The following is a 26,835-nucleotide window of genomic DNA, read 5'->3' on the forward strand; positions in this document are numbered from 1 at the left end:
CGTGCGCGAGTGCGCGCGAGATGCCGGTCGACTACCCGAACAACGCGTGCACCGCGTCGAGGTGCGGCGCGAGAAACGCCGCGCTATCGGTCTTGCCGGTGAACACGTCCGCTGCCCCGTCCGCCATCACGAAACGCATGTCCGTGACGCCCAGATAACCGAACAGCGTTCGCAGCCACGGCTCGAGGAAATTGCGCTGCGCCCGCTCCGCGTCCGGCCCGTAGAGCCCTCCCGCCGCGATCACGAAGGTCGCGCGTCGCCCGCCGAGCAACCCGCGCGGCCCGGACGACGTCGTTTCGATCGTCTCCCCTTGCCTGACGATGTGATCGAGCCAGAGCTTGAAGTGCGCGGACGGCCCCCAGTTGTGCATCGGCACGCCGATCACGTATTCGTCGGCGTCGCGCAGCTCGGTCGTGAACGTCGTCGACAATGCCAGCATCTCGTTTTGCTGCCCGGTACGCAGGTCCGGCGGCGTGAAGTTCGCCGCGATCCACGCCGCGTCGATCGGCGGCATCGCAATGCGACACAGATCCCGTTCCACGACGCGCCCGCCGGGACGCGCGCGCAGCCAGTTACGCGCATACGCCTGCGTCAGTTGGCGCGAAACGGACGCATCGCCCATTGGGCTCGAATCGATTTGCAATAACTTGAACATCGGAATTCTCCGGTTGAAAGCGATCCGATGTTATTCAACCCAAAGGTTGACTGTCAACCTTTGGGTTGAATATAATGCCGCCATGAGTCTCTCCACGAATCCACACGATCGTTCGCCCGACAGGCTGGACGCCATCTTCAGCGCGCTTGCCGATCCGACCCGGCGGTCGATACTCGGACGGCTGCGCGACGGCAGCCTGACCGTGGGCGAGTTGGCGGCGCCGTACGGCGTGAGCCTCAATGCGATCTCCAAGCACGTCAAGACGCTCGAGAAGGCGGGGCTGATCCGCCGCGAAATCCGGGGGCGCGAGCACGCGTGTCAGCTCGACGCGGCAAATCTCAAGGAAGTCCAGCAGTGGCTCGACCATTACGCCGAGTTCTGGGGCGAGCGGCTCGACGCGCTCGACCGGCATCTCGCCGCCAAGCGAAAACAGAAGCCGCCCCAGTCATGAGCGGTCATGCGATCACGGTCCGCAAGCTGCTTCATGCGTCGCGCGACGACGTGTTCGACGCATGGCTGGACGCGGACGGCCTGTGCGCGTGGATGCTGCCCGGCACGATGAAGCATTGCGACGCGATGCTGGAGCCGCGCGTCGGCGGACGCTTTCACATCGTCATGCGCTCGTCGCGCATCGAGTACACACACTCCGGCGAATACCGGGTGCTGGAGCGCCCGTCGAAGCTGGTATTCACGTGGCAGTCCTCCTACATGAACCAGCAGGAAACGCTCGTCACGATCGATCTGTTCGACCGCGACGGCCTGTGCGAACTCGTGCTGACGCATGAGCGCGTACCGTCCGAGCTTGCGCCCAAAGGCGTCTCGATCGGCTGGCGGCAAATGCTGGACAAACTCGACGTGTCGCTACAGTCGCCGGGCGACGACACGATTGCGCGGCCGCGGACCTGAACCGCCGGGCCGCGGCCCTTCCCGCCCGCGCTACGCGTCGAGCGCGAGCAGCGCGAACGTCGCGAGCCAGTGCTCGCCCATGTAGTCGCCGGCCACGTGCGCGAGCGCGCTCGCGAGGTGCCGGTCGGCCGCGTCGAGCAGCTTCGCGCGTCGTGCATCGCCTTCCGGCAGCCCGCCGGCCAGTGCGCGCTGGCACCACGCGCGGCTCAGGTTCAGCCCGTCGAGGTGCGCGATCTTGCCGTCGCTGCGATCGCTGACCGTCGCCGGTTCGAACAGCGTTGCCGGCTCGCCGCGCGCGAGGTCGGGCAGGAAGCGCGCGAACCAGCCGTCGAATTCGGCTGCCGGCAGCACGCGTCGCATCAGCTCGGCTTCCATCAGCGCGGGCGACAGGAATTCGTCGCCCGACGGCTCCCACGCCTGGCACGCGACGTCGTTCAGGTGCCAGCGCTTCGCGGTATCGACGATCAGCGCCGCGAGCCCGTCGCGCTGCGTATCGCGTGCGAAATCGAGCGTGAGCGCCAGCGCGAACGCGGTGTTGAAGTGCGTCCCCACGCGCAGCGGATACGTCGCTTTCGGCAGGAAGGTCTCGAAGCGCGACACGAACAGGTCGGTGAGCGGCGCCATCGTCTTCGCCCAGCGCGCGGCCTGCGGCAGCGCGCCCTTCAGCGCGAGCCGCTCGAGCTGCGCGGATAGCGCGAGCAGCCACGCCCAGCCGTATGGCCGCTCGAAGCCGCTGTTGTGCGGCAGCGCGAGATACGCGCGTTCGCCGGCGACGTTCGCGTCGGTGAAATGCGCATCGACGGTCGCGACGATGCGCTCGGCCTCCGGCAATGCCGGGTAGCGCTCGAGCACGCTCAGCACGAGCCAGTAGCCGTGCACGCACGAGTGCCAGTCGTAGCTGCCGTAGAAGATCGGGTGCAGCGCGCGCGGCCCCTGCACGTCGTGCGGCCCTTCGAGTGAATGCGTGAGCTTGTTCGGATATTCGCGGGTCAGGTGCGCGAGCGCGAGCGACGCGAATGTCGAGGCGAGTTCGGGGGTAAGTCGGTCGGTCATGTGGGCATCTCGTCAGAAGCGGAATACGAACGCATACATCAGCAGCGTGTTCACCGCGAGCAGCAGCACGGCTGTCGGCCACTGCGCCTTGATCACGCCGTTCTTGTCCTTCAGTTCGAGCAGCGCCGCCGGCACGATGTTGAAGTTCGCGGCCATCGGCGTCATCAGCGTACCGCAGAAGCCGCTCAGCATCCCGATCGCGCCGACGATCGCCGGGTTGCCGTGGAACTGGTGGACGATCAGCGGCAGGCCGATGCCGGCCGTCATCACGGGAAATGCGGCGAAGCCGTTGCCCATGATCATCGTGAACAGCGCCATGCCGATGGTGTACGCCGCCACCACCGCGAACGGCGAATCGATCGGCACCCATTCCCTCACGAGCCCCGACACCACGCCGCCGACGCCCGCGACCGCGAACAGCGAACCGAGCGCCGCGAGCATCTGCGGCAGGATCGCGGCCCAGCCGACCGCGTCCATCGTGTGGCGCGCTTCCTTCACCGCATGCACGGGCGAATCGCGCAGCATCGCGAGCGCGACCACGAACGCGACGATCGTGCCGAGCACGAGCGAGATCAGCGTCACGCTCTTCGCTTCGACGAACGGGACGTGCTTGAGTGCGAACGTGCCGATCAGCGTGACGACCGGAATCAGCAGCGCGGGCAGGAACAGCCGGTTGCCGAAACGCTGCGCGAACGTCTCGCGCCGCGCGGCCGCCGCTTCACCGGCCTCGTCGGACTTGCCGCGCCCGAGCTTGCCGGAGCCGGCGATCACCGCCAGCGCGATCGCGAGGCAGCCCGTCACGAAATGCGGCAGCAGCGCGCCGAACAGGAACGTGACCGCATAGATCGCCCAGAACGCGAAATTGACGACCCGGCGCGGGTTCGTGCGGTCCGTCAGGTTGAAGCACGCGAACGCGGCGAACATCAGCCCCGCGAGCGTGTACAGCGATTCGAGGCCGATCATCGCGCGCCCCCCTGCTTCACCAGGCCGAAGCCGCGCGTCAGCCGGCGGTCGAGCAGCGCGAGGCGCGTGCAGTGGATCAGCAGCGCGGCGATCGCGGTCGGGATCGCCCACACCGACAGCTGCAGCGGCTCGATCGAGATCCCGTTCTGTTCGAGAAAACCCTTGATCAGCAGGATCGACTGGATCGCGATGAAGATGTCCTCGCCGAAGAACACGGCGACGTTGTCGACGCCCGACGCATGCGCGCGGATCTGCTGGCGGACCGACTCCGGCAGCTCGCCGTGCCGGCTGACGGCCGCGGCTTCGGCCATCGGCGCGATCAGCGGCCGCACCATCTGCGCGTGGCCGCCGAGCGACGTCAGGCCGAGCGCGGCCGTGGCCTGGCGCAGCACGAAGTACAGCATCAGCACGCGGCCCGTGGTCGCCGCCTGCACGCGCGAGATCATCCGCTTCGCCTGCTCCTTGAGCCCGTTGCGCTCGAGCAGCGCGATCACCGGCAGCGTCAGCCAGATCAGCCCCATGTAGCGGTTTTCGGTGAATGCCTTGCCGAACGCACTGACGATGTCGACAAGATTCAGCCCGCCCGCGAGCCCCGTCGCGAGCCCCGCGATCGTGACCACCAGCAGCGCATTGAAGCGCAGCGCGAAACCGATCACGACGATCGGCACCCCAATCAGCACCAGCATTTCCCCTCCTTGTGTCGGATGCGCGCCACCCAGGCAACGCGCTGCCGGCCCGGTTTCGACCGGGCTCGGACGGCGAAATCTAACACGAGACTTTATCGATAAAAAGTCGACAATTTGCCGGATCGGGTAAACGTTGAAGCGTGCAAGCACCGTGCCGGGGCCATGTGTCGGCCGTGTTTCATTGGACGAATCGATGGCGGGCCAGCCATCGCGGGCACGTTGGCCGCCGGTCGTGACACCGCGCAGCGGGGAAGCCTGCAACGGGCCGCCGCGCATGGCGGAGCCGGGGTGCGCCGACTACACTGGAAAGCATCGGCAACGGACGGGAGAGCCGCCATGATTGACGTATTCCAGACCATCGGCAGCCGCGCGTTCTCCGCTCATCTGGCGAAGGACGGGATGGTGACGCTGATGGAACAACGCCATGAAGTCGACCGCGTGACGCTCGCGACCGCCTATGCCGCGCTCGTCGAGGAGGCCGAGCAGGAAGGCGACCTGCGCGACGCGACGGTCGAAGGGATGATGCGCGCGCTGATCCAGGGCTACGCGCGCAGCCATTGACGACGCGGCCGCGCAGCCGCTGCGCGGCCCGATGCCCGGTACGGCCCGCTACGCGGCCGGCGTGCCGGCGCCCATGCCGAACCACCGGCCCTCGCGCAGTTGCCGGTAATCGGCCTGCGTGAAGATCCTCAGCAGGTTCGCCACTGCGCCGTTGCTGGCGCGGTCGCATTCCGTCATGAAGGCTTCGACCTCGTCGCGGCCGGCAAACAGGATCGTGCTGAAGTAGCGTTCGCGCTGCGCGTCGGACAGGTTCGTCGCGCTCAGCTGGTACGGATGATGAAGCGCCGCGAACAGGAAGTAGTAGCGTTCGGCATCGTCGCTCAGCACGCGCAGCGCATCGGAATCGATCGGGAAATCGCGGTGGAACGATGCATGCCCGCTCTCGATGTCGATCCTGTACAGCAACCGGCCGTCCCGCTCGATCACGATCGGCGCGTACGGGTCGCGGCTGAGCCGCAGGGTGTCGGGTGGCGTCATGGCGTCCGTCATTGCACGGTCAAATCCGCGCGCATCGCGTCGAATTCCGGCTTGTGCGCGTCGAAACCCGCGGCGGGCGCCGTATAGGACAGCCCGTACACGGTCGTCTCGCTCATCGTCGCGACGAGGATCTGCCGGATCGCCGTGCCGTCCGCACGATGCATGTCGCAGGTCGTCGCGAGCCCCGGGCGGCCGCCCAGCGGCGCCTGCCCGGCCGCCGTGCATTGCGTCGTCCAGCCGCGACTCCGGTAGCCGTCGACGATCACGTGCTGCATCGTGTCGAATTCGCGATCGAGGCCGGCCGCACCGTGATCGGTCCGCACGATCTGCATCAACGAAATCATGGCCTCGGCCGCGCCCGTCGCGTCGCGCTTCAGCGCGACCGCATTCGAGCCGGGCAGCGTCTTGCCCGCGCGGGTCGTCAGCGCGGGGCCGGCCGCCACCTCCCAGCCCGACGGCCAGGGGACGGCGGCGGGCGTTTCCGCAACCGCCGCGGCGGACGCGATGCACAGCCACGCGGCCATTGCCCGCAAGGGCATTTGAAAACGTGATGTCTCGTTCATGTCGTTCAGTGTGGTTCGCTCGACGGGGATTCCAGGCGCACGGCGCGCCATGATCGCACGGCATGCCGGCGACGGGCCAGCGGCGACCGGCTGTCGCGAGGCGCCCGCGGCGCACCTGGCCCGCCCGAGATCCGTCGGCCGCCCGCGATATGCCGCACAGTCATAGAGGAAACGCACTGAAACCGCACAATGCGCGAATTTTTCGATTGCCGCCGCCCGCGCCGCATGACAGCATGCGGGGCGTCGCCAACCCAAAAGAATGCCGTGCCGTCCGGCCGCCGAAGCCGCCCGGCGGCGCCGAACAGGCAAGCCCTCCCATGAACCCGGCCACCCTCCAACATTACGAACCGACCGGAGAATTCCGCTTGTGAACATCGGCATCGTCAACGACCTCCCGCTTGCCGTCGAGGCGATGCGCCGCGCGATCGCGCGACGGCCCGAGCACCGTGTGCTGTGGGTCGCGACCGACGGCGCGCAAGCCGTCGAACTGTGCGCCACGCAGCCACCCGACATCGTGCTGATGGACCTGATCATGCCGAAATTCGACGGGATCGAAGCGACGCGGCGGATCATGCGCTCCGAACGACCGTGCGCAATCCTGATCGTGACGAGCTGCATCGGCGCGAACGCGTGGCGCGTGTTCGAAGCGATGGGCGCCGGTGCGCTCGACGCAGTCGATACGCCGCGGCTCGGCGACGGCGCGGCCGGCGACACGACGAAGCTGCTGCTCGCGAAGATCGACCAGATCGGCCGCCTGCTCGACGCGCCGGGCGGCGCGCGCATCGCCGGCACGGCCGCCCGCGCCGGCGGCGGCCCGCTGATCGCGATCGGCGCCTCGGCCGGCGGCCCCGGCGCGCTCGCGTCGATCCTCGGCGGCCTGCCGGCCGATTTCAATGCGCCGATCGTGATCGTGCAGCACGTCGACCGCGCCTTCGCCGAAGGCATGGCGCAATGGCTCGACGGTCAGACCCGGCTCGCCGTGCGCGTCGCACGCGAAGGCGACCGCCCGCAACCGGGCGTCGCGCTGCTCGCCGCGACCGACGATCACCTGCGCATCACGCGCGCCGGCACGCTCGAGTACACGCGCGAGCCGGCCGCCACGCCGTATCGCCCGTCGGTCGACGTGTTCTTCAACAGCCTGACCGAGCACTGGCCCGGCCGCGTGATCGGCGTGCTGCTCACGGGGATGGGGCGCGACGGCGCAATCGGCCTGAAGGCGCTGCGGATGAAGGGCTACCATACGATCGCGCAGGACGAGGCGACGAGCGCCGTGTACGGGATGCCGAAGGCGGCCGCGACGCTCGGCGCGGCGCGCGCGATCCTGCCGCTCGGACGCATCGCGGGCGAGCTGGCGGCGCTCACGCGGATCTGAGCCCGACGATGAACATGCGCAACACCCATGCCGGCCCCTGCTACAACCGCAACAACCCGCATCGACCATGACCATTGACCTGACTCGCCCGCCGGGCGGTCCGACCGCGCCGCACGCCGACGTGCCGGCGATGGTGCTGCTGGTCGACGACCAGACGATCGTCGCGGAAGCGATACGCCGCGCGCTCGTCGACGAGGAAGGCATCGACTTCCACTACTGCCCGCGCTCGGACGACGCGATGGCCACCGCGATCGAGACGCGGCCGACCGTGATCCTGCAGGACCTCGTGATGCCCGGCACCGACGGGCTGAGCCTCGTGAAGGCGTACCGCGCGAACCCGGCGACGCGCGACGTGCCGATCATCGTGCTGTCGACGCAGGAAGAGCCGGTAATCAAGAGCGCCGCGTTCGCGTCCGGCGCGAACGACTATCTGGTCAAGCTGCCCGACCGCATCGAGCTCGTCGCGCGCATCCGCTACCACTCGCGCTCGTACATGAACCTGCTGCAGCGCGACGAAGCCTATCGCGCGCTGCGGCAATCTCAGCAGCAACTGCTCGAGGCCAACCTCGAACTGCGGCGCCTCACGCACTCGGACGGCCTGACCGGGCTGTCGAACCGGCGCTATCTCGACGAATACCTGGCTGCCGAATGGCGGCGCGGCACGCGCGAGCGCAGCGAGCTGTCGCTGCTGATGATCGATGTCGACAACTTCAAGCTCTACAACGACACGTACGGGCACGTGTCGGGCGACAGCGTGCTCAAGCAGATCGCCTCGACGATCGAGCGCTGCCTCGGGCAGTCGGGCGATCTCGCCGCGCGCTTCGGCGGCGAGGAATTCGCGGTCGTGATGCCGGCCACGTCGCCCGGCGCCGCGCGGCTGCTCGGCGAAAAGATCCGGCTCGCGGTCGAGGCGCTGCGGCTGCGGCACGCGCATTCGTCGACCGGCAACACGGTGACGATCAGCATCGGCGGCGCAAGCATCGTGCCCGCGCCCGGCCTGCCGACGACCGTGCTGATCGAGGCGGCCGACCGCGCGCTCTATCGCGCGAAGCACGAAGGCAAAAACCGCGTCGAGATCGATGCGACACCGACGCCGCCCGGCGGCGGGTTCGGCGCGCCGCGCGGCGAATGACCGTGCGCGCCGCGCTTACGCGGCGCCGAGCCGGCGCGCGTAGTCGTTCGGGTCCAGCGGGCGGCTGAACAGGTAGCCCTGCTGCATGTCGCAGCCGATCTGCTGCAGGAACCACGACTGCGCCTGCGTCTCGACGCCCTCTGCCGTGACCTTCATCCCGAGCGAATGCGCCATCGCGACAACCGCCTGCGTGATCGCGACCGAGTCGTGATGATCGGGCACGCCCGACACGAACGAGCGGTCGACTTTCAGGTTGTGCAGCGGAAAGCGCTTCAGGTACGCGAGCGACGAATAGCCGGTGCCGAAATCGTCGACCGAGATCCGCACGTTCATGTCCGTGAGCGCTTCGAGCATCGGCAGCACGGTGTCCGTGTCGTTCATCAGCAGTCCTTCGGTGATCTCGAGTTCGAGCGCGGAAGGATCGAGCCGCGTTTGCGCGAGACAGCGATCGACCGATTCGACGAGCCCTTCGTGGAACTGCCGAGGCGACAGGTTGACGGCCAGCATCAGGTCGGGCGCAATCGTGCGGCGCCATTCGGCCGCCTGCCTGCAGGCCGTTTCGAGCACCCACTGGCCGATCGCGACGATCAGCCCGGTATCTTCCGCCACCGGGATGAATTCCGCCGGCGACATCGGCCCGAGCTCGGGGCTGGTCCAGCGCAGCAACGCTTCGGCGCCGACCGTGCGCCCGCTGCGCGCATCGACGACGGGCTGGTAGGCGAGCCGCAGCATGTCCGACGCGAGCGCGCGCCGCAGCGACTGCTCGACCGCGAAGCGGCGCTGCAGCCGCAGGTTGAGCTGCGCGGTGAAGAACGTGAAATGGTTGCGGCCGCGCTGCTTCGCGTCGTACATCGCCGAATCGGCGTTGCGCATCAGCGTGACCGCATCGTCGCCGTCGCGTGGCGCGACGCTGATCCCGATCGATACGCCGAGCCAGTACTCGTTGTTCGCGATCGCGAACGGTTTCGCGATCGCGTCGATCACCTCGCGCGCGAGCACCGCGAGGCGGTCGGGATCGTCGCAGTCGTCGACGAGAATCACGAACTCGTCGCCGCCGACGCGCGTGAGCGCATACCGGCTGCCCGCGCAGGCCGCGAGCCGCGCCGCGACACTGCGCAGCAGCGCGTCGCCCGCGTCGTGGCCGGCCGTGTCGTTGACCTTCTTGAAGCCGACGAGATCGATGAACAGGATCGCGACGCGTGCCGGCCGGCCCGCATCGTGCCCGCCGAACAGCTCGCGCATGCGATCGGCGAGCCAGCGGCGGTTGTAGAGGCCCGTCAGCGCATCGCGCGTCGCCAGGTAGCGCAGCTGCTGCTGCGCTTCGCGCACGGGGCCGATATCGTTGAACGACACGAGCACGGAGTCGGCCTGCGTCTCGCCCGGCCTCACGATCGGCACCGCGTTGCCGCGCACCCAGATGATGTCGCCGTCCGCCAGGCCGAAACCGACCGTGTAGTCGAGCATCGGCCTGGCCGTCTCGAGCGCGAGCCGGCTCGGCCACGCATCGGGCGCGATCGGCGTGCCGTCCTCGCGCAGCTTGCGCAGGATCACCGTCGACAGCCGGCGGCCGACGAGGTCGCCCTTCACGCGCATCATCCGGTTCGCGCTCGGGTTGCTGGCGACCACGACGCCGTCGCGCGATACGACGAGAATCCCTTCGTTCAGGCTGTTGACGACGAGCCGGTGATGTTCCTCGCTGCGCGCCAGCTGCCGCGCGATCCGGTCCTGGTGCACCGCGAGCCCGACGCTGTTGCCGATGTCGCGCAACAGTTCGGTTTCCTCGTCGCTGGGCCGGCGCGGCCGGCGGTGATAGACGGCGAACGCGCCGAGCACGGCGCCCGAGTCGTCGAGAAACGGCACCGACCAGCATGCGCGCAGGCCCAGCGGCGATGCGATGGCACGGTAGTCGGCCCACAGCGGATCGGTTTCGATATCTTCGACAGCGACCATCCGGCGCTCGTACATCGCCGTGCCGCATGAGCCGGCCGCAGGCCCGATCGGCGCACCGTCGATCGCGGCGCTGTATTGCGCAGGCAACGACGGCGCCGCACCGACGCGCACGTGCACGCCGTCCGTATCGAGCAGCAGGATCGTGCACGATGCGCCGTCGCCGAGCAAAGCCTCGGCACGCCGGCAAACTTCGATCAGCAGTTCCGGCAGCGGGGTGTTGCGCGTGATCAGTCGCAGCACGCTTTGTTCGGACGCGAGCACTTCCGCCGCGAGCCCGAGGCTGTAACGAGAACTTTGCGGTTCGGTATTCAAGATGAATCCTGCCGTCTGTCCGACCGGGTCTGATGCGCCCGATTCGTTATCGATCTTCCGTGCCCTGTTTCGCCCCGGGTTTACGCCGATGCCCGGTGCGCCCCGTTTGCGCGCCGAGCCAAGGTGCGCCGAAATATATTTAACACCAATCCGTGACAACCGGCGTGTCCGCACACATCAGGGCTTACGCTCGGTTGCCGCTCGCCCGCCCGCGGCGGTCAGCTCGCCGGAAGGCTTGCGCGCCGCGCGACGGCCTCGGGCGCCCCGGCGCGCCGGCGCCGAAACCGGTTCGTCAGATTGTGACGGCGCGCGGCTCCGTTCCCGGTCAATCGCCGGCGCCGGGAGGCGTGCGCGTCACGGCCTTCAGCGCATCGATCGCGGCGGCGACCGACACGCTCGCGGGCGCCGCATACAGCGCGCCGACCGTATCGGGCATCGTCGACAGTTTCAGCGGCAGCCGGCCGACGCGCTCGCCGGCTCGCGTCGCCAGATCGAATGCGCGGGCCGACTGCACGAACAGGCACGGCGACTGTTCGGCGACCGCGCGGTTGGTCTGCCACGACACCGATTCCATCAGCACGGACGGCGGCGCCAGGCCCGCCTTCGCGAACTCGGCGTCGAGCGCCGTGCGCGCGGGCGACCCCAGCGGCGGCGCGATCCACGGAAACGCGGCCGCGTCGCGCCAGCCGATCCGCGCGCGCCCGAGCAGCGGATGGCGCGGGCCGCAGACGACGATCATGTCGTCGCGGTACAGCGGCGCGACGTCGAGCCCCGCGCGTAGCGCCGACGCGTCGAGCCGGCACACGAGCAGGTCGAGCTCGCGGCGCTGCGCCTGTGCGAGCATCCGGTCGAGCGTGTCTTCCCGCACGTTGAGCTGCACCGGGCGGCCGGCTTCCCGCAACCAGGCGAGCGCGCCCGGAATCAGCTGCGGCGCCATGTTCGGCAGCAGGCCGATCGACACCGGGCGGCCGGCGCCCGTGCGCAGCGCGTCGAACGCCGGCGCGACGCCGCGCATGTCGGTCAGCACGCGGCCGATGCATTCGAGCAGCGCATCGCCGTACGCCGTCGGCGCGACACGCCGCGACGTGCGCTCGAACAGCGGCAGGCCGAGCGATTCCTCGAGCTCGCGCAGCCATTTCGACAGCGCCGGCTGCGTGATCGACGCCGCCTCGGCCGTGCGCGCGAAGCTGCGCGTGCGCCCGAGCGTGTCGAGCGTTTCCATGTCACGCACGCGCAGCCGGCGCAGCGCCTGCGCGATGCGCTGCTCGTGGGCCGGTGCGCCGGGCGGCGCGAGCGGTTCCGGGCGCGTACGGCCGGCCGGGGCGCGGGGGTCGAAGGTCACGGGCGTCTCCGTCATTCATGTTCGGCAGGTTATCGATCGATCCCGATCTTTCATCGATCGATACGCGATCCTGCCGCATAGTCGTCGGCATGAAAACCCCCGGCACGAGCCGGCACGACCAGGAGACAACCGACGTGAAAGACGATCAGGACACCCCCGCCCCCGAGCCCACCGCGCGGCGTCAGTTCCTCAAGCTGGCCGGCGCGGCGGTCGCGTCGGCCGGTTTCGGCGCCGACGCGCTGGCCGCGACGCCGCCGCCCGGCGCACCGGCCGCCGGCGTCGCGAACGTCGCCGGCGTCGATCCGGCGCCCGCGTTCCAGGGCGCGGCAACCGCACCCGCCACACCGCCCGCCGGCTACAACATCCTGTTCATCCTCACCGACCAGGAACGCCACTTCGACCGCTGGCCGTTTCCGGTACCGGGCCGCGAGGCGCTGCGTCGCGACGGCATCACGTTCATGCATCACCAGATCGCCGCCTGCGTGTGCTCGCCGTCGCGCTCGACGGTCTATACCGGGCAGCACATCCAGCACACCGGCGTGCTCGACAACGCGGGCGTGCCCTGGCAGAAGGACATGTCTCCGGACGTGCGCACCGTCGGCCACATGCTGCGCGATGCGGGCTACTACGCCGCGTATCTCGGCAAGTGGCACCTGAGCGCATCGATGCACGAAACCGCGAGCCCGTACACGGCGCCGGTGGCCGACTACAACCGTACGATCCGCGCGTATGGCTTCGACGACTATTTCGGCGTGGGCGACCTGATCGGCATGGTGCGCGGCGGCTACCAGTACGACGGGATCACGGCCGAGGCGGCGGTGAGCTGGATGCGCAACCATGCGCCGCGCCTCGCGAAGGAAGGCAAGCCGTGGTTCCTCGCGGTGAATCTCGTGAATCCGCACGACGCGATGTTCGTGAACACCGACACGAACGGCTCGACGGTGCAGGATGCGAACCATCCGATGCTCGGCAACGCGCCGCCGCCGAACGACGCGCTGTACCGCACGTCATGGCGCGACGTGCCGCTCGCGGCATCGCGACGGCAGCCGTACGACGAGCCGGGGCGGCCACCCGCGCACGGGATGTTCAACGCCGCGCATGCGAACCTCGTCGGGCGTTACCCGTTTACCGACGAACGCTTGCGCATCTATCAGGACAACTACTTCAACTGCGTCCGCGATTGCGACACGCACGTCGTGCGCCTGCTGCAGTCGCTGCAGTCGCTGGGGCTCGACGAGCGCACGATCGTCGTGATGACGGCCGATCACGGCGATCACATCGGTGCGCACCAGCTCGTCGGCAAGGGCGCGACCGCGTACCAGCCGCAGAACCACGTACCGCTCGTGATCCGCCATCCCGCGTATCCGGGCGGCATGCAGTGCGATGCGCTGACGTCGCACATCGACATCGCGCCGACGCTGCTCGGGCTCACCGGCCTCGACGACGCACGGCTCGCGACGATCCGCGGCAGCGCGCTGAAGGGGCACGACCTCACGCGCTGGCTCGCGAAGCCGGCCGACGCGAAACGGCATGCGGCGCGCGACGCCACGCTGTTCAACTACGCGATGCTGCTGTACTACGACAGCGAATGGATGCTGAAGGAACTGAGTACGCTGCGGCAGAAAGGCGTGCCGGAGGACGAGCTGCTGCGCCGCGCGCTGGCGCAACAGCCGGATTTCCGGTTGCGCGGCACGATCCGCAGCGTGTTCGACGGCCGCTACCGCTTCACGCGCTATTTCTCGCCGCTCGAATTCAACCGGCCGACGACGCTCGAAGCGCTGTTCGCGCGCAACGACGTCGAGCTGTTCGACGTCGCGAGCGACCCGGGCGAGATGCGCAATCTCGCAACCGACCGCAAGCGGCACGGCGAGCTGCTGCTCGCGATGAACGGCCGCCTGAACGACCTGATCGCGAGCGAAGTCGGCGACGACAGCCCCGACGTGATGCCGATCCGCGACGGCAAGGTGCAGGTGCAGATCCGCAAGCGGCACTGACGGCCTGAACGCAGCCGGCCAGGGCGCGCGGAACACCGCGCGCCGCCCGTCAATCCTTCCGGATGTGTTCGGCCAGGAAGTCGATCAGCAGGCGCACGCGCGGCAGCAACCCGCGCCGCGACGGAAACACCGCGTGCACCACGCCGCCCTTCGGCGCCCAGCCCGGCAGCACGTCGACCAGCATGCCGTTGCGCAGGTCGTCCTCGACGACCATGCACGGCAGCTGCACGATGCCGACGCCGTGAATCGCCGCGTCGCGCAGCGCGTGCATGTCGTCGGTCACGAAACGCGGGTGATGGCGCAGTTGCGCGTGCGCGCCGTTCGGCCCGACCAGGTGCCACACGTGATGCCGCGCCGGCCCCCAGTCGAGGCTCGGCGCGCCGATCAGCTCGGCCGGGTCGGACGGCACCGCGCGCCCGGCCAGCCAGTGCGGCGCAGCGACCAGCCGCTGCGGGCTGTCGGCGAGCACGCGCATCACGAGATCGCTGTCCTCGAGCGGCGGGAAACGCACGCGCAACGCGAGATCGAATCCTTCGCTCAGCAGGTCGACGCGGCGGTTCGTCGCCTCGAGATGCACGTGTACCTGCGGATGAATCGCCATGAAGCGCGCGACCAGCTCGCTCACGCGGTATTCGAGCAACGCGGTCGGGCAGCTGACGCGGACGATGCCGCGCGGCTCCGCGTGCCGCCGCTCGATCACCTCGCGTGCGGCGTCGGCCTCGACCAGCACGGCGAGACAGCGCTCATAGAATTCGCGCCCGGTTTCCGTGACCGTGAAATGACGCGTCGTGCGCTGCAGCAGCCGCACGTCGTACTGCGCTTCCAGCGCCGCGATGCGCCGGCTCAGCGTCGATTTCGGCACGTCCAGCGCGCGCCCGGCCTGCGTGAACCCGCCGTGCTCGACCACCTTCACGAAATAGTAGAGGTCGTTCAGGTCATCCATGATTGTTCCACCCATAGAACACTGACGGCATTTTAAGGGACTGGAACGCCGGTTGTTGCACGAATAGCATCCTGATTCGACGTGGATCGATGTCGTCGCGGCGGCCGGGATTTTTTCAGCGGGCGCCCTCGCCGGCCCGATCGATTCACTACGCTTGAAGCACTCGCCCGCCGCGTAACCGGCGCCGGACGTTTGCGACGGCGCGATCGCGCAGCCGCGGCGAGTGTCCCGACACCGCGGCCGCGCCACTCTGGCCCCACGGGATTCCACTTCACTTCCTGCACTGTCTCTGGAGGCAACCATGGCAAGCGAACCGGTTCGCGACCCCGCGAACGACCACCTGCTCACCCCGCAGAACGCGGCGTTCATCGTCATCGATTACCAGCCGGTCCAGGTGAACTCCATCGCGTCGATGGATCGCCAACTGCTGATCAACAACATCGTCGGCGCGTCGAAGGCGGCCGTCGCGTACGGCCTGCCGATCGTCCACTCGACCGTCAACGTGAAGACGGGCCTGAACAAGCCGCCGATCCCGCAGCTGCGCGCGGCGCTCGAAGGCTATCCGACCTACGACCGCACGAGCATCAACTCGTGGGAAGACGTCGAATTCCGCCGGGCCGTCGAGGCGACCGGCCGCAAGAAACTGATCATGACCGCGCTGTGGACCGAGGCATGCCTGACGTTCCCGGCGCTCGACGCGCTGAAGGCCGGCTACGAGGTCTACGTGGTGGTCGATGCGGTCGGCGGCACGTCGGTCGCCGCGCACGAAGCCGCGCTGCGCCGCATCGAGCAGGCCGGCGGCCAGATGATCAGCGTCGCGCAGCTGTTCTGCGAGCTGCAGCGCGACTGGGCACGCAGCGCCACCGTGCCGGCGTTCATCAACCTGTTCATCGAAACCGGCGGAACGGCCGGCATCCAGTTCTCGTACGACAAGAGCTGACCAGCCGGGCGCGCGCGGCCGCCGGTGTTTGCCGGCCGGCGGCGCGCGCCCGTGCCCGTGCCCGCGCCCTGCTCGTCAGCGCCGCCGCGGCCGCCCGGGCCGCGTTTTCGTATCCGTGATTCAATGTCGATGAAACCGGCGCCGCGCAGTCCGGCGGCACGGCGATATGCCCCCTCATCGAACGACCTTCACTGGATCACCATGACGAACCCTGCCGAAATCAAGGCGCTCGTTTTCGATGTCTTCGGAACGATCGTCGACTGGAGAAGCGGTGTCGCACGCGGCGCCGCCGCGTTCCTGGACCGCCACGCGCCGGCGCTCGACCCGTTCGCGTTCGCCGACGCGTGGCGCGCCGAATATTCGCCGTCGATGGAGGAAATCCGCAGCGGGCGCCGCCGCTACGTGCGGCTCGACGTGCTGCATCGCGAGAACCTCGTGCGCACGCTCGACCGCTTCGGGATCGCGGAGGTACCCGACGCCGAGATCGACGCGCTCACGGCCGCATGGCACCGGCTCGACCCGTGGCCCGATTCCGTCGCCGGGCTGCACCGGCTGAAGCAGCGCTACATCATCGCGCCGCTGTCGAACGGCAATATCCGGCTGATGGTCGACGTCGCGAAACACGGCGGGCTGCCGTGGGACGCGATTCTCGGCGCCGAAGTCGCCCGCGCATACAAGCCGTCGCCGAAGGTCTATACCGAAGCGGTCGAGATTCTCGGCATCGCGCCCGCCGAGCTGTGCCTGGTCGCCGCGCACAACGGGGACCTCGCCGCCGCGCGGCAACTCGGGCTGTCGACCGCGTTCGTGCTGCGGCCGACCGAGCACGGGCCCGCCCAGACCACCGATCTGAAAGCCGACGACGCGTGGGATTTCGACGTCAGGAACCTGAACGAACTCGCGGACCGGCTCGGCTGCCCGGGTTGAATGCCGGCTGCGCGGCCTGCCCCTTCGCCGCGAGCGCGAGGCGCCGCCAGTTGCGCGCCGCATACCGGTGGGCCTGCCGCAACGCGATCCACAGGCCGATCTGCCGCACCGGCCTGAAGAAGCCGCGCGCGCTGAACACGGTGCGCCGCTCGACCCGCGTGGTGCCGTCGCCAACGGGCGTCAGCGTGAATTCGTCCTCGAGCAGCCCGACCCAGTCGCGGCACCAGACCGTCGACGCCACCATCCGGTAACGCAGCCGGCGATTCTCGTCGAGCACGAGAATCCGCTGGTCGATCGTGCCGCGATCGGTCGTGCACTGGCGTGTGTTGCCGACGGCCGGCGTGCCTTCGAGCACGCGGCAGCTGACCGGCTTCGGCACGCCGAGGCGGAACAGCAGCGGCCGCGTGCCGTCCATTCGCGCCTGCAGGAAATGCGGCCACACATGTTCGGGCCGGCAATCGAACGTCCATTGCGAATGAATTTCCACGACACACTCCTCACGGCTGCCGGTGCGCACATGATGGCACAACCGTCCCGACGCCACCGTTACTTCACGACCGCTCGCCATGCGCCGCGCGCATAGACGAGCAGCAACGGCAGCAGCGCCAGCGCGAACAGCAGGCTCAGCGCGAGGACCCACACCGGCCACGCCTCGGGATTCCCCCGCGCCCAGTAGCGGTAAGGCACGCTCAGGAATCCGATTTCCATCAGCAGTACAGCGAGCGGCACGAACCCGTTCAGCACGGCCGCCATGCCGAAGCGGGCCGCGCCGTCGATCTTCCACCCGGCCCCGTAAGCCGCGATCAGGTAAATGAAATAGCCGAGCATCGCGACCATCACCGCGCCGCCGGCCAGCAGGCCGACACTGCGCACGCTGCGTTCGTGCAGTTGACTGGCGCCGGGCGGCAACACCACATCGATCTTCTCGCCGATTTCCGGCACGCCGCCCGAGCGAATGTTGCCCGGCAGCACGATCCGCTCGCCATCCGGCATCACGGCTTCCAGGATCGACGTGTACTTGATGCACCGGTAGCGCTCGGTCCGCCCGCTGCTGTCGCGACGCTCGCAGGTGTCCCACTCGGACTGGTAGGAGACGACGGTCGCCTCGTATTTCGGCGACACCGCCAATGCGTAGAGTTCGTCGCCGATCCAGTACGCGAACGGGAAACACAGCGACACCAGGCAAAAGCACACGAGCCACCAGAACACAACCGCGCCGCCTGCCCCGCCCTTGCCGCCGGTTTGCCGGCGCACCATGCGCGACGCGAGCCAGTAAGCGGCCACCCCGAATACGACCGCACAGACCACGAACACCTTGCCCGCATGCGTCAAAGCCATCTGCCTTTCCCCCGATAGCCGGTCGAATCGCCGCCGGCCGTTTTCTCATCCAAGGTGAAACGTGTCGCCGCCGTCGCGACCGGCACGCCGCCTGCTATGCCGGCTCGCCGACAAACTTCATCGCGCCCGATTCGCCCGACAGCAGCGCACGGTTCGCGTCCGCCGCCGCGCGCAGGTAATCCCACAGCGCGGTCACGCGCCGCAGCTTGCGCAGATCCTCGCGGCACGTCAGCCAGAAGCACCGCGTGACGACCACGTCGTCCGGCAGCACCGGCACCAGCGCCGGCTGCGTGGCCGCCATGAAGCACGGCAGGATCGCGAGCCCGCCGCCCTGCAGCGCCGCGAAATACTGCGCGATCACGCTCGTCGTGCGCAACCCGGCCGTCGCGCCCGGCACCGCGCGGTCCAGGTACAGCAGTTCGTTGCTGAACGCGAGATCGTCGACATAGCTGATGAACGCATGCTGCGCGAGATCGTCCGTGCACGTGATCGGTGCGTGGTTCGCGAGATAGTCGCCCGTCGCGTAGAGCCGCAACTGGTAATCGCACAACTTCGTGACCACGTAGGGCCCGCGCTCGGGCCGCTCGAGCGTGATCGCAAGATCGGCCTCGCGCTTCGGCAGGTTGACGAAATGCGGGACCGGCAGCAGGTCGACCGTCACGTGCGGATGCTCGGCGCGAAACTGCGCGAGCTGCGGCGCGAGGAAAAAGCAGCCGAACCCTTCCGTCGACCCGATCCGCACGTGGCCCGACAGCGCCTCGCCCGTATTCGCGACCTGGTCGCAGGCGGACTGCACGGTCGTCTCCATCGCGTCCGCGTAGGCCACGAGCCGCTGCCCTTCGGCCGTCAGCGTGAAACCGCCGGAGCGCGACTTGTCGAACAGCAGCGTGCCCATCGCGGCCTCGAGCGCGCGGATGCGCCGCGCGACGGTCGTGTAGTCGACGCCGAGCCGCTTCGCGGCGCCGCTCGCACGCTGCGTGCGCGCGACTTCGAGGAAGAAACGCAGGTCGTCCCAGTTCAGGTTGCCGGAAACCGGCTCGGTGGCATGTCGCATCGGCGAGGAAAAAAGGGCGGGAGTCTCCGGGCCGGCCGTCGATATGCATAAATGCACATCCAACCGGTTTCTTTATCGGTACATGATGAATCTGCGCATAACTATACTCGACCGTGACCTGCGGACCACGAGCCGCGGCACCCACCACGGAGACACCATGCAGACCCGATCCACCCTCGATGAGCATGCGACAGTCGCGGCGCCGGCACCTGCCCGCACCGCGAAGCACTACCTGCTGGCCGGCTGGGCCAGCATGGCCGGCACGACGATCGAGTGGTACGACTTCTTCCTCTACGGCACGGCCGCCGCGCTCGTGTTCAACCGCATCTTCTTCCCGTCGCTGGACCCTGTCGTCGGCACGCTCGCCGCGTTCGGCACGTTCGCGGTCGGCTTCATCGGACGGCCGATGGGCGGCATCGTGTTCGGCCACTTCGGCGACCGGATCGGCCGCAAGTCGATGCTGATGATCACGCTGCTGCTGATGGGCGTGCCGAGCATGATCATCGGGCTGATCCCGTCGTACGACAGCATCGGCTACTGGGCCGCCGCGCTGCTGATCGCGATGCGCTTCCTGCAGGGGATGGCCGTCGGCGGCGAATGGGGCGGCGCGGTGCTGATGGCCGTCGAGCACGCGCCGAAGGGCCGCAAGGGGCTGTTCGGCAGCCTGCCGCAAACGGGCGTCGGGCTCGGCCTGATCCTGTCGTCGGTCGCGATGGCCGCGGTCGCCGCGCTGCCGGAAGCCGACATGCTGTCGTGGGGCTGGCGCGTGCCGTTCCTCGCGAGCATCGCGCTCGTCGGCCTCGGCTGGTTCATCCGCGCGAAGGTGCCCGAATCGCCCGACTTCGAGAAAATGCAGCGTCAGGGCAAGGCCGAGAAGTCGCCGGTGACGGCCGCGCTGCGCCGCCATCCGCGCGAAGTGCTGACGATCGTCGGCGCGCGCGCCGCCGAGAACACCTGGTTCTACATGGTCGTCACGTTCGCGCTCGCTTACGCGACGCAGCAACTGCACCTGCCGAAAGCCGAGATGCTGCATGCGATCACGGCCGGCGCCGCGCTGTCGCTCGTGACGATGCCGCTGTGCGGCCACCTGAGCGACCGCATCGGCCAGCGCCGGATGTTCGCGATCGGCCTCGTGCTGATGTGCGCGTTCGCCGCGCCGTTCTTCATGATGCTCGGCACGCAGCAGACGTCGTACGCATGGTGGGCGATCGTGCTCGGCCTCGGCGTCGTGTTCCCGATTCTCTATGCGCCGGAATCGCTGCTGTTCGCGCAGCAGTTCCCGGCGGAAATCCGCTACAGCGGCATCTCGCTGTCGGTGCAGCTGGCCGGCGTGATCGGCGGCGGCTTCGCGCCGATGATCGCGACGTCGCTGCTCAAGGCCGGCGGCGGCCAGCCGCACTACGTGATCGCGTACCTCGTCGGCTTCGGCGTGTTCGCGCTCGTGTGCACCGCATTGATGCGTCCGGCGCGCGTGTGAGTTCGCCGGCCGCATCCGATCGATTTCAGTTCAGCCTGCTGCCCGCCGTGCGTGACTGTGCGGCGCAAGCAGACGCCCTTTTTCATCGCCACACCGTTTTCCGGAGAGTTCCATGAACGCCGCAGTTCCCCAGACCACCCTCGCCCTGCCCACCGCCAAGCTGCTGATCGACGGCGCGTTCGTCGAATCGCAAAGCGCCGAATGGGGCGACATCGTCAATCCCGCGACGCAGGAAGTGATCGGCCGCGTGCCGTATGCGACGCTCGACGAGGTCGACGCCGCGATCGCGTCCGCGCAGCGCGCGTTCCAGACGTGGAAGACGACGCCGATCGGTGCGCGGCTGCGCATCATGCTGAAGTTCCAGGACCTCGTGCGCCGCAATCTCGAGCGGATCGCGCACACGCTGACGGCCGAGCAAGGCAAGACGCTGCCCGATGCACAGGGCGACATCTTCCGCGGCCTCGAAGTGGTCGAGCACGCATGCTCGATCGGCACGCTGCAGCAAGGCGAATTCGCGGAGAACGTCGCGGGCGGCGTCGATACCTACACGCTGCGCCAGCCGATCGGCGTGTGTGCGGGCATCACGCCGTTCAACTTCCCCGGGATGATTCCGCTGTGGATGTTCCCGATGGCGATCGTCTGCGGCAACACGTTCGTGCTGAAGCCGTCGGAGCAGGACCCGCTGTCGACGATGCAGCTCGTCGAGCTCGCGATCGAGGCCGGCGTGCCGCAAGGCGTACTGAACGTCGTGCATGGCGGCAAGACGGTGGTCGACCGCCTGTGCACGCACCCGGATATCAAGGCGATCTCGTTCGTCGGCTCGACGCGCGTCGGCACGCACGTGTACAACCTCGGCAGCCAGCACGGCAAGCGCGTGCAGTCGATGATGGGCGCGAAGAACCATGCGGTGGTGCTGCCCGATGCGCACCGCGAGCAGTCGATCAACGCGCTCGTCGGCGCGGGCTTCGGCGCGGCCGGCCAGCGCTGCATGGCGACGTCGGTCGTCGTGCTGGTCGGCAAGGCGCGCGACTGGCTGCCCGAGCTCGTCGAGAAGGCGAAGGCGCTGAAGATCAACGCGGGCCATGAGCCCGGCACCGATGTCGGCCCGGTCGTGTCGAAGGCCGCGCACGCGCGCATCACCGCGCTGATCGACGAAGGCGTGAAGGCCGGCGCGAAACTCGAACTCGACGGCCGCAACGTGAAGGTGCCCGGCTACGAGCAGGGCAACTTCGTCGGCCCGACGATCTTCTCGGGCGTGACGACCGACATGTCGATCTATACGGAAGAAATCTTCGGGCCGGTGGTGGTCGTGCTCGAAGCCGACACGCTCGACGAAGCGATCGCGCTCGTCAACCGCAACCCGATGGGCAACGGCGTGGGCCTGTTCACGCAGAGCGGCGCGGCCGCACGCAAGTTCCAGAGCGAGATCGACATCGGCCAGGTCGGCATCAACATCCCGATTCCGGTGCCGGTGCCCTACTTCAGCTTCACCGGTTCGCGCGGCTCGAAGCTCGGCGATCTCGGCCCGTACGGCAAGCAGGTCGTGCAGTTCTACACGCAGACCAAGACGGTCACCGCCCGCTGGTTCGACGACGACGCGACGGCCGGCGGCGTGAACACGACGATCGCGCTGCGCTGACCGGGAGCCCGCACATGGAAATCGCATTCATCGGACTCGGCAACATGGGCGGCCCCATGGCCGCCAACCTGCTCAAGGCCGGCCACGCGCTGACGGTGTTCGACCTCGACGCGCACGCGGTCGACGCCGCGGTGCGCGCGGGCGCGACGGCGGCCGGCTCGCCGCGCGAAGCGGCGGCACGCGGCGCAGTCGTCATCACGATGCTGCCGGCCGCGCAGCATGTGCGCGCGGTCTACCTCGGCGACGACGGCGTGCTGGCCGGCGCGCGCGCCGGCGCCACGCTGATCGACTGCAGCACGATCGATCCCGGCACCGTGCGCGCGGTGGCCGAAGCCGCGGCACAACGCGGCTTCCCGCTCGCCGACGCGCCCGTGTCGGGCGGCACCGGCGGCGCGCAGGCCGGCACGCTGACCTTCATGGTCGGCGCGGACGCCGCGCTGTTCGAGCGCATCCGCCCCGTGCTGCTCGACATGGGCAAAAACGTCGTGCATTGCGGCGGCACCGGCACCGGGCAGATCGCGAAGATCTGCAACAACCTGCTGCTCGGGATCTCGATGATGGGCGTGTCTGAATCGATGGCGCTCGGCGCGGCGCTCGGCATCGATCCGGCCGTGCTGGCCGGCATCATCAACACGTCGACCGGCCGCTGCTGGAGCTCGGACACGTACAACCCGTATCCGGGCGTCAGCGACACGGCGCCGGCCGCGCGCGGCTATGCGGGCGGCTTCGCGGCGAACCTGATGCTGAAGGATCTCGGGCTCGCGACCGAAGCCGCACGAAGCGCGCATCAGCCGGTGTGGATGGGCGCGCTCGCGCAGCAGCTCTATCAGTCGATGAGCCAGCAGGGGCTCGGCACGCTCGACTTCTCCGCGTGCGTGAAGCTGTACGAGGCGCAGCCGGCCTGATCCGAACGGCCGACGCCGGACGTACGCCGGCCCGCGATGTGCGTCAACGCCATCGCGGGCCGGTTTGCATGCGGGGGAAGGAAAACGCGGGGCCGAATCGGGCACGGGCGGCACCGTCACGCCGCCGGTCGTTCAACCGCGCGGGTTCGATGCCGTCTCGAAGGTCGGATGGCACTCGAACGCGAGTTCGGAGCGCGCGTCGACGCTGGCGCGGCCGGACAGCGACTCCTGCTTCATGCTCGCGCGCATCCCGCGCTGCGTGCAGTAGTTGGCGGCTTCGCTGAGAGCCTTTTCATGGGCGTCGGCCCACGACGTCGACATGCCGACCGTGCGGGTCTTCACGGTGAAAACGTTCGGGTTCGACGTCGCGGCCACGTCGGAAGCGGTCGAACACGCGGCGAGCAAGCATGCAGCAGCCGCAATGGTCAACCATCGCAGGGTTCGAAAAGAGACTGGAATGGACATGGTGGGGGGCAGGCGCACGCCGTTGGACGTGCATTGAGCAACATAGGCGTCAGTATGCCTGCTCGATCGCCGGAGATCATGCCCCTTTCAGTGAACACATTGTTTCGAATGGTTAAACGATGGCCGGCTCAGGCAAGATTTACAGCCCTCGTCGGCCGCCGTTCTCGTCCTGCAGGTCATTTCGCCCTGCCCGCACGCCGCGCCGGGCGTTCAGGCCGGCGCGGCGCTCAATGCGCGCCCGCCTGCCGGATCCGCGCCGATGCTTCCGCCAGGTTCCGCCACGCCGGCTGCCCCGGCGCGTAGCGCGCCCGGATGTACGCGGCAAGCTCGGCCATCTGGCGGTCGTCGAACGCGTCGCCGAAGCCCGGCATGTAGCCGAGCCCGTCGGTGGCCGGCTGGTCGATCCCGTGGTGCAGCACGCGCAGCAGGTTGTCCGGCGTCGCCTGGCTGACGCTCGTGTTGAGCCCCATCAGCGGGCGCACGCCGAAATGCCCGACACCGCCCGATTCCGCATGACAGACCGCGCACGCCGCGTCGAACGCGCGGCGGCCGTTCTCGAGGCCGAGCGTCGCGACGGATTCCGCGCCGCGCGCCTGGCGGGTTGCCGCGTCCGCAGCGACGGCCGCATCGACCGGCGGCGACAGCGACGCCAGATAGTGCGCAATCGCCTGGACATCGGACTCGGGCAGCGCCGCGAGCCCCGCGACGACGGGCGCCATCGGCCCGGCCGCGACGCCGTGCTGCGCCGAGAAGCCCGTGCGCAGATAGTCGAACAGCGCGCCTTCGGTCCACGGCACGGGCGAGGCCGGCGACGCGACGAGCGGCGGCGCGGCCCATCCTTCCGCTTCGCCGCCCGACAGGTAGGCCAGGCCGCCCTTCTCCGCGCCCAGCGCGTTGCGCGGCGTGTGGCATGCGCCGCAGTGCCCGGCGCCGTCGACCAGGTACTTGCCGCGATTCCACATCGCGGAGCGCGCCGGATCCGGCGCGAACGGCCGCGTGTCGTGATACAGCCAGTTCCAGCCGGCGACGAGACGCCGCTGGTCGAGCGGGAACGGCAGTTTCGTCTTCGGCGGCACGTGCTTCACCGCCGGCTGCGACATCAGGTACGCATAGAGCGCGAGCAGGTCGGGCTCGCTCAGCTTCGCGAATGCCGTGTACGGAAATGCCGGGTACAGGTGCGTGCCGTCGCGCGAGATGCCTTCGCGCATCGCGCGTGCGAACGCCGGATACGACCAGGCGCCGATGCCGGTTTCCGGATCGGGCGTGAGGTTCGTCGTGTAGATCGTGCCGAACGGCGTATCGAGCGCGAGCCCGCCCGCGTTGGTCGCGCCGCCAGGCGCCGTGTGGCACACCGCGCAATCGCCGGCGAGGGCGACCTGGCGGCCGCGTTCGAGCATCGCCGCGCTCCACATCGCGCCGTCCGCGCCGCCGGACGCAACGGGCGCGATCGGCGCGGGGCCCGGCAGGATCGCGCACGCCAGCCCGATCAGCCCGCCGACCACGCCGCCCGCGCCGCCGCCTGCCAGCCAGCGGCGCCAGCGCGACGCGCGGCGCGGGGCCACGTGCAGCCCGTCGCCGGCATCAACCGGCACCGGTTGCGCAAGCGCCGCGCGAATGTGCGCGGCATCGAACGGCGGCGCACGAAAACGCACGCCCGTCGCGTCGTACAGCGCATTGGCAATCGCCGCGGCGGCCGGCGCCGCCGCCTGTTCGATCCGGCGCGCATCGTGCACGGACAATTCGCCGTGCGCACGGTGCGCCGCCGCGTCGAACGCCACCAGTTCGTGTGCGATCGCGTCCGGCCGCGCGCCGGCCCCGGTCTCGTCGTGCGCGGGCCGCGCGGACAACCGGGCGCCCAGCACCCGCGAAACCGCCGCCTCGATCTGCCACGCGGGCAAGCCGGCCATCGACGCGCCGCCCGGCTCGCCGGCGCCCTGCCCGGCCACGACGCGTCGCACCGCGACGTCGCCCGTCGCGCGATCGACGTCGAGATCGACGACCCAGGCGGTCCAGTGCGGGTCGCCGTCATCGCGGATATCGCCGGATCGGGCAGCGGGCGCGCCCGCGGGCTCGCCATCGAACGCAAAGCCGCGGCCGCTGACCCGCGACGGCGCATTCGCGCGGGCCGCGACCGGTGCGCCCCATGCGGCGCGTTCGCTGACCATCCGGATCGTCTCGCGCGGCCCCGCATCCCGCGCGGCATCGAGGTGCTGCAGCCGCAACGCGACCGGGTCGCGTCGCAACGCGCCCGCGAGTTCGTCGACGAACGATTCGCGCGCAAACACGTGTGCGTGACCGGGAATCGCGCCGTCGGCATCGGCCAGTTCGACCGACGTCTGCGCATGCCGGTAGACGAACGGCGACGCAGAGCCGGCATCCGCCGGTGCCGCCGCCTCGCGAGACTCGTGCGTGCCCGCGCCGGCCGCCTGCGCGCGATAGCGCCAGGTCGTCATCCGCCCGTCGGGCGCGGTCCGCGTTTCGATCTCGAACGATGCGTGCGCGGGCGCATCGCCGATCGGCCATTCGTAGCGTGCGCGGTGCGCGCGCAATGCGTCGGCGGCAGCGTCATCGCGCGTATCGAGCGCCGCAGCGTGCGCCGGCAGGCCCGCGTCATGCTTCATCGCCGTCTCGCAAATAGCGTGCGGCGCGATGCACCGCGCGAATGATCTCCAGATGCGTGCCGCAGCGGCACAGGTTGAAACGCAATGCATCGCGGATCGTCGCATCGTCCGGCGCGGGATTGCGGTCGAGCAGCGCCTTCGTGCTCATGATCATCCCGTTCAGGCAGTAACCGCATTGCGCGGCCTGCTCGTCGATGAACGCGCGCTGGATCGGATGCGGTGCGTCGCGCGATCCGAGCCCTTCGAGCGTCGTGACGTCGCGCCCGCTCGCGGCGGCGGCCGGCACGACGCACGAACGCGTGGCCTGCCCGTCGACCAGCACCGTGCACGCACCGCACTGCCCGAGCCCGCAGCCGTATTTCGGGCCGTTGAGCGCGCAGTCGTTGCGCAGGACCAGCAGCAGCGGCGCGTCGGGCGCGGCCTCGTCGAAGCGGCGCGGCGTGCCGTTCACGCGAAACGCCAGCGGCCGCGACGGAGAAGCGGGATGGGACATGAATGGGATCCGGAATGCGGCGTGCGGGCCGGGGGCGGCCGGCGGCGGGCACTGCCGCCGGCTGGCACCT

26 protein-coding genes are annotated in these 26,835 nt (G+C 69.2%); 11 read left to right on the top strand and 15 right to left on the bottom strand.

Annotated elements, in window-relative coordinates; genetic code table 11:
• Window positions 1-31: 31 nt before the first annotated feature.
• The gene (locus ACWMMN_RS26310; protein WP_340625112.1) at window positions 32-655 is read right to left on the bottom strand and encodes an FMN-dependent NADH-azoreductase; all 624 of its coding nucleotides are present in this window, start codon (window positions 653-655) and stop codon (window positions 32-34) included.
• An 82-nt stretch (window positions 656-737) separates the two neighbouring features.
• On the opposite strand from ACWMMN_RS26310, the gene ACWMMN_RS26315 reads away from it, so the two are divergent.
• Together ACWMMN_RS26315 and ACWMMN_RS26320 are read left to right on the top strand one after the other, a co-directional pair.
• Window positions 738-1,106: an ArsR/SmtB family transcription factor gene (locus ACWMMN_RS26315; RefSeq protein WP_059237131.1), complete on the top strand. Its 369-nt coding sequence runs from the start codon at window positions 738-740 to the stop codon at window positions 1,104-1,106.
• Complete coding sequence (locus ACWMMN_RS26320) at window positions 1,103-1,561, top strand: SRPBCC family protein (protein WP_174991920.1); 459 nt, start codon at window positions 1,103-1,105, stop codon at window positions 1,559-1,561. Before ACWMMN_RS26315 ends, ACWMMN_RS26320 begins: the two co-directional genes overlap by 4 nt.
• Before the next feature lie 30 nt (window positions 1,562-1,591).
• On the opposite strand, the gene ACWMMN_RS26325 is transcribed toward ACWMMN_RS26320, so the two are convergent.
• The 3 genes from ACWMMN_RS26325 to ACWMMN_RS26335 are packed head-to-tail and all read right to left on the bottom strand — an operon-like array spanning window position 1,592 to window position 4,263.
• Window positions 1,592-2,614, bottom strand: a complete 1,023-nt coding sequence (locus tag ACWMMN_RS26325) for a DUF2891 domain-containing protein (RefSeq protein WP_340625114.1) — start codon at window positions 2,612-2,614, stop codon at window positions 1,592-1,594.
• Between the two features lie 12 nt (window positions 2,615-2,626).
• Entirely contained in the window at window positions 2,627-3,577 is a 951-nt protein-coding gene (locus tag ACWMMN_RS26330; protein WP_486423327.1) for a DUF979 domain-containing protein, read from the bottom strand.
• The gene (locus ACWMMN_RS26335; RefSeq protein ID WP_174991922.1) at window positions 3,574-4,263 is read right to left on the bottom strand and encodes a DUF969 domain-containing protein; all 690 of its coding nucleotides are present in this window, start codon (window positions 4,261-4,263) and stop codon (window positions 3,574-3,576) included. Before ACWMMN_RS26335 ends, ACWMMN_RS26330 begins: the two co-directional genes overlap by 4 nt.
• Window positions 4,264-4,599: 336 nt before the next feature.
• Here ACWMMN_RS26335 and ACWMMN_RS26340 point away from each other — a divergent pair, with 336 nt between their 5' ends.
• Window positions 4,600-4,824, top strand: a complete 225-nt coding sequence (locus ACWMMN_RS26340) for a hypothetical protein (protein ID WP_027782734.1) — start codon at window positions 4,600-4,602, stop codon at window positions 4,822-4,824.
• Window positions 4,825-4,872: 48 nt separating this feature from the next.
• Here the strand turns inward: ACWMMN_RS26340 and ACWMMN_RS26345 are convergent, their stop codons facing one another.
• Both ACWMMN_RS26345 and ACWMMN_RS26350 read right to left on the bottom strand, forming a co-directional pair.
• Window positions 4,873-5,301: a hypothetical protein gene (locus ACWMMN_RS26345; RefSeq protein ID WP_059240754.1), complete on the bottom strand. Its 429-nt coding sequence runs from the start codon at window positions 5,299-5,301 to the stop codon at window positions 4,873-4,875.
• Window positions 5,302-5,309: 8 nt separating this feature from the next.
• Window positions 5,310-5,840 carry a DUF4946 domain-containing protein gene (locus ACWMMN_RS26350; protein WP_174991924.1) on the bottom strand — a complete coding sequence of 177 codons (531 nt, stop codon included), beginning with the start codon at window positions 5,838-5,840 and terminating at the stop codon, window positions 5,310-5,312.
• A gap of 391 nt (window positions 5,841-6,231) precedes the next feature.
• Between ACWMMN_RS26350 and cheB the strand changes: the two genes are divergently transcribed.
• Window positions 6,232-7,236, top strand: coding sequence for a chemotaxis response regulator protein-glutamate methylesterase (gene cheB / locus ACWMMN_RS26355; RefSeq protein WP_059237137.1), 1,005 nt, complete (start codon window positions 6,232-6,234; stop codon window positions 7,234-7,236).
• A gap of 67 nt (window positions 7,237-7,303) precedes the next feature.
• Window positions 7,304-8,368, top strand: coding sequence for a diguanylate cyclase (locus ACWMMN_RS26360; protein WP_059237138.1), 1,065 nt, complete (start codon window positions 7,304-7,306; stop codon window positions 8,366-8,368).
• A gap of 15 nt (window positions 8,369-8,383) precedes the next feature.
• Here the strand turns inward: ACWMMN_RS26360 and ACWMMN_RS26365 are convergent, their stop codons facing one another.
• Together ACWMMN_RS26365 and ACWMMN_RS26370 are read right to left on the bottom strand one after the other, a co-directional pair.
• Complete coding sequence (locus ACWMMN_RS26365; protein ID WP_256086546.1) at window positions 8,384-10,630, bottom strand: putative bifunctional diguanylate cyclase/phosphodiesterase; 2,247 nt, start codon at window positions 10,628-10,630, stop codon at window positions 8,384-8,386.
• A 325-nt stretch (window positions 10,631-10,955) separates the two neighbouring features.
• Window positions 10,956-11,972, bottom strand: coding sequence for a LysR substrate-binding domain-containing protein (locus ACWMMN_RS26370; protein WP_059240755.1), 1,017 nt, complete (start codon window positions 11,970-11,972; stop codon window positions 10,956-10,958).
• Window positions 11,973-12,106: 134 nt separating this feature from the next.
• Here ACWMMN_RS26370 and ACWMMN_RS26375 point away from each other — a divergent pair, with 134 nt between their 5' ends.
• A complete protein-coding gene (locus tag ACWMMN_RS26375; RefSeq protein WP_486423328.1) occupies window positions 12,107-13,966 on the top strand; it encodes a sulfatase family protein in 1,860 nt (619 codons plus the stop codon).
• Window positions 13,967-14,015: 49 nt separating this feature from the next.
• Here the strand turns inward: ACWMMN_RS26375 and ACWMMN_RS26380 are convergent, their stop codons facing one another.
• Window positions 14,016-14,909, bottom strand: coding sequence for a LysR substrate-binding domain-containing protein (locus ACWMMN_RS26380; RefSeq protein WP_486423329.1), 894 nt, complete (start codon window positions 14,907-14,909; stop codon window positions 14,016-14,018).
• Window positions 14,910-15,210: 301 nt separating this feature from the next.
• Here ACWMMN_RS26380 and ACWMMN_RS26385 point away from each other — a divergent pair, with 301 nt between their 5' ends.
• Together ACWMMN_RS26385 and ACWMMN_RS26390 are read left to right on the top strand one after the other, a co-directional pair.
• Window positions 15,211-15,849: a hydrolase gene (locus ACWMMN_RS26385; RefSeq protein ID WP_059237141.1), complete on the top strand. Its 639-nt coding sequence runs from the start codon at window positions 15,211-15,213 to the stop codon at window positions 15,847-15,849.
• A gap of 201 nt (window positions 15,850-16,050) precedes the next feature.
• The gene (locus ACWMMN_RS26390) at window positions 16,051-16,773 is read left to right on the top strand and encodes a haloacid dehalogenase type II (RefSeq protein WP_059237142.1); all 723 of its coding nucleotides are present in this window, start codon (window positions 16,051-16,053) and stop codon (window positions 16,771-16,773) included.
• On the opposite strand, the gene ACWMMN_RS26395 is transcribed toward ACWMMN_RS26390, so the two are convergent.
• The 3 genes from ACWMMN_RS26395 to ACWMMN_RS26405 all read right to left on the bottom strand — a co-directional run bounded on the left by ACWMMN_RS26395 (window position 16,727) and on the right by ACWMMN_RS26405 (window position 19,165).
• Window positions 16,727-17,260: an SRPBCC family protein gene (locus ACWMMN_RS26395; RefSeq protein WP_256086549.1), complete on the bottom strand. Its 534-nt coding sequence runs from the start codon at window positions 17,258-17,260 to the stop codon at window positions 16,727-16,729. The two genes, ACWMMN_RS26390 and ACWMMN_RS26395, sit on opposite strands and share 47 nt — an antisense overlap.
• Before the next feature lie 59 nt (window positions 17,261-17,319).
• A complete protein-coding gene (locus tag ACWMMN_RS26400) occupies window positions 17,320-18,111 on the bottom strand; it encodes a uracil permease (protein WP_486423330.1) in 792 nt (263 codons plus the stop codon).
• 94 nt (window positions 18,112-18,205) lie between these two features.
• On the bottom strand, window positions 18,206-19,165 hold the full coding sequence (locus ACWMMN_RS26405) for a LysR family transcriptional regulator (protein ID WP_486423331.1): 960 nt from the start codon (window positions 19,163-19,165) through the stop codon (window positions 18,206-18,208).
• Window positions 19,166-19,322: 157 nt separating this feature from the next.
• On the opposite strand from ACWMMN_RS26405, the gene ACWMMN_RS26410 reads away from it, so the two are divergent.
• From ACWMMN_RS26410 to mmsB, 3 genes are all read left to right on the top strand, one after another.
• On the top strand, window positions 19,323-20,642 hold the full coding sequence (locus ACWMMN_RS26410) for an MFS transporter (protein ID WP_486423332.1): 1,320 nt from the start codon (window positions 19,323-19,325) through the stop codon (window positions 20,640-20,642).
• Window positions 20,643-20,754: 112 nt separating this feature from the next.
• Window positions 20,755-22,281 (top strand): CoA-acylating methylmalonate-semialdehyde dehydrogenase, encoded by a 1,527-nt coding sequence (locus tag ACWMMN_RS26415; protein ID WP_059237147.1) that lies wholly within the window; start codon window positions 20,755-20,757, stop codon window positions 22,279-22,281.
• 14 nt (window positions 22,282-22,295) lie between these two features.
• Window positions 22,296-23,186 carry a 3-hydroxyisobutyrate dehydrogenase gene (gene mmsB, locus ACWMMN_RS26420; protein ID WP_174991932.1) on the top strand — a complete coding sequence of 297 codons (891 nt, stop codon included), beginning with the start codon at window positions 22,296-22,298 and terminating at the stop codon, window positions 23,184-23,186.
• 132 nt (window positions 23,187-23,318) lie between these two features.
• Here mmsB and ACWMMN_RS26425 read toward each other — a convergent pair whose 3' ends face one another.
• From ACWMMN_RS26425 to ACWMMN_RS26435, 3 genes are all read right to left on the bottom strand, one after another.
• Window positions 23,319-23,651, bottom strand: coding sequence for a hypothetical protein (locus ACWMMN_RS26425; RefSeq protein ID WP_059237149.1), 333 nt, complete (start codon window positions 23,649-23,651; stop codon window positions 23,319-23,321).
• A 227-nt stretch (window positions 23,652-23,878) separates the two neighbouring features.
• Window positions 23,879-26,272: a c-type cytochrome gene (locus tag ACWMMN_RS26430; RefSeq protein WP_486423333.1), complete on the bottom strand. Its 2,394-nt coding sequence runs from the start codon at window positions 26,270-26,272 to the stop codon at window positions 23,879-23,881.
• Window positions 26,262-26,765, bottom strand: a complete 504-nt coding sequence (locus ACWMMN_RS26435; protein WP_486423334.1) for a (2Fe-2S)-binding protein — start codon at window positions 26,763-26,765, stop codon at window positions 26,262-26,264. The genes ACWMMN_RS26430 and ACWMMN_RS26435 overlap by 11 nt, the downstream gene beginning before the upstream one ends.
• Between the last annotated feature and the right edge of the window lie 70 nt (window positions 26,766-26,835).

The sequence above is a fragment of the Burkholderia cepacia complex sp. TUM26381 genome (assembly GCF_057439935.1).

Bases quoted from the DNA above. Each gene is read 5' to 3' on its own strand.
- ACWMMN_RS26310 (WP_340625112.1), bottom strand. From the start codon at position 655: ATGTTCAAGTTATTGCAAATCGATTCGAGCCCAATGGGCGATGCGTCC.
- ACWMMN_RS26315 (WP_059237131.1), top strand. From the start codon at position 738: ATGAGTCTCTCCACGAATCCACACGATCGTTCGCCCGACAGGCTGGAC.
- ACWMMN_RS26320 (WP_174991920.1), top strand. From the start codon at position 1,103: ATGAGCGGTCATGCGATCACGGTCCGCAAGCTGCTTCATGCGTCGCGC.
- ACWMMN_RS26325 (WP_340625114.1), bottom strand. From the start codon at position 2,614: ATGACCGACCGACTTACCCCCGAACTCGCCTCGACATTCGCGTCGCTC.
- ACWMMN_RS26330 (WP_486423327.1), bottom strand. From the start codon at position 3,577: ATGATCGGCCTCGAATCGCTGTACACGCTCGCGGGGCTGATGTTCGCC.
- ACWMMN_RS26335 (WP_174991922.1), bottom strand. From the start codon at position 4,263: ATGCTGGTGCTGATTGGGGTGCCGATCGTCGTGATCGGTTTCGCGCTG.
- ACWMMN_RS26340 (WP_027782734.1), top strand. From the start codon at position 4,600: ATGATTGACGTATTCCAGACCATCGGCAGCCGCGCGTTCTCCGCTCAT.
- ACWMMN_RS26345 (WP_059240754.1), bottom strand. From the start codon at position 5,301: ATGACGCCACCCGACACCCTGCGGCTCAGCCGCGACCCGTACGCGCCG.
- ACWMMN_RS26350 (WP_174991924.1), bottom strand. From the start codon at position 5,840: ATGCCCTTGCGGGCAATGGCCGCGTGGCTGTGCATCGCGTCCGCCGCG.
- ACWMMN_RS26360 (WP_059237138.1), top strand. From the start codon at position 7,304: ATGACCATTGACCTGACTCGCCCGCCGGGCGGTCCGACCGCGCCGCAC.
- ACWMMN_RS26380 (WP_486423329.1), bottom strand. From the start codon at position 14,909: ATGGATGACCTGAACGACCTCTACTATTTCGTGAAGGTGGTCGAGCAC.
- ACWMMN_RS26385 (WP_059237141.1), top strand. From the start codon at position 15,211: ATGGCAAGCGAACCGGTTCGCGACCCCGCGAACGACCACCTGCTCACC.
- ACWMMN_RS26390 (WP_059237142.1), top strand. From the start codon at position 16,051: ATGACGAACCCTGCCGAAATCAAGGCGCTCGTTTTCGATGTCTTCGGA.
- ACWMMN_RS26400 (WP_486423330.1), bottom strand. From the start codon at position 18,111: ATGGCTTTGACGCATGCGGGCAAGGTGTTCGTGGTCTGTGCGGTCGTA.
- ACWMMN_RS26405 (WP_486423331.1), bottom strand. From the start codon at position 19,165: ATGCGACATGCCACCGAGCCGGTTTCCGGCAACCTGAACTGGGACGAC.
- ACWMMN_RS26410 (WP_486423332.1), top strand. From the start codon at position 19,323: ATGCAGACCCGATCCACCCTCGATGAGCATGCGACAGTCGCGGCGCCG.
- ACWMMN_RS26415 (WP_059237147.1), top strand. From the start codon at position 20,755: ATGAACGCCGCAGTTCCCCAGACCACCCTCGCCCTGCCCACCGCCAAG.
- mmsB (WP_174991932.1), top strand. From the start codon at position 22,296: ATGGAAATCGCATTCATCGGACTCGGCAACATGGGCGGCCCCATGGCC.
- ACWMMN_RS26425 (WP_059237149.1), bottom strand. From the start codon at position 23,651: ATGTCCATTCCAGTCTCTTTTCGAACCCTGCGATGGTTGACCATTGCG.
- ACWMMN_RS26430 (WP_486423333.1), bottom strand. From the start codon at position 26,272: ATGAAGCATGACGCGGGCCTGCCGGCGCACGCTGCGGCGCTCGATACG.
- ACWMMN_RS26435 (WP_486423334.1), bottom strand. From the start codon at position 26,765: ATGTCCCATCCCGCTTCTCCGTCGCGGCCGCTGGCGTTTCGCGTGAAC.